Source organism: Roseovarius sp. A-2 (genome assembly GCF_002072155.1).
Taxonomy (GTDB): domain Bacteria; phylum Pseudomonadota; class Alphaproteobacteria; order Rhodobacterales; family Rhodobacteraceae; genus Roseovarius.
Genome location: NZ_BDIY01000103.1, coordinates 1 through 809, shown reverse-complemented (window position 1 = coordinate 809; position 809 = coordinate 1). Strand labels below are relative to the sequence as shown.

Annotated in this window: 1 protein-coding gene; it reads right to left on the bottom strand. The window is 53.8% G+C overall.

Annotated features, from left to right (window positions below; genetic code table 11):
* Window positions 1-50: 50 nt before the first annotated feature.
* The gene (locus BHD06_RS22770) at window positions 51-761 is read right to left on the bottom strand and encodes an IS6 family transposase (protein WP_080459209.1); all 711 of its coding nucleotides are present in this window, start codon (window positions 759-761) and stop codon (window positions 51-53) included.
* Window positions 762-809 lie beyond the last annotated feature (48 nt).

Genomic DNA, 809 nt, shown 5'->3' with positions numbered 1-809 from the left:
GGTATTGCCAAGTTGTTGGCATCAGCTTGCGAAGCTTGGCAAAGGCAGGATCATGCCACCATTTCCGCGGTGTAATCTGCCCAGAGGCTGAAAGCATCGGAGCGGGCGTGGCGGTATGAAGTTGCGTTCAGTTGATATCGGCGGGGACGGAAGAGCAAGTTGATCTGGTCATGTGCGGCCAAAAACCTCTGTGCCTGCCGGTGGGATTTGAATTTGCCGAAGATCTTCTCTCGTTTACGTGTCGGCCGGTGCGACACTTCGATCGCGTTATTCAAGCCCTTGTGCGCGCGATGGTCAGCGTTCGGGGCCAGTGCTTTGACCGGCTTGATATAGCTGCGCAATTTGTCAGTTATGACCACCCTCGGCTCGCCAAACTGTGAAACCAATCTTTGGAAAAAGCGCTTTGCTGCTTTGGCATTGCGGCGTGTTTGCACGAGAATTTCGAGGACGTCTCCATCCGCGTCGATCGCACGCCACAGCCAGTGTTTCTTGCCACGGATCGTGATCACGACTTCATCCATGTGCCACTTATCGTTCGGCCGTGGTCGATCCCGGCGAATGCAATTTGCAAAGTGTTGACCAAAGCGATTGACCCAAAGCCGGATCGCTTCTCGGCTGACAATCACGCCCCGCGCGGCCAACAGGTCTTCAACATCAGCCGTGCTCAGAGCTAACCGATGGTACGCCCAAACAGCGTAACCAATAATCTCACGAGGATAACGAAACCCCTTCAGGCGTGGCAAATCAATTGGAATATTCATGGGGTCCACATACCTTTAGCAAACCCAGTCAACAACTTGGCAATACCG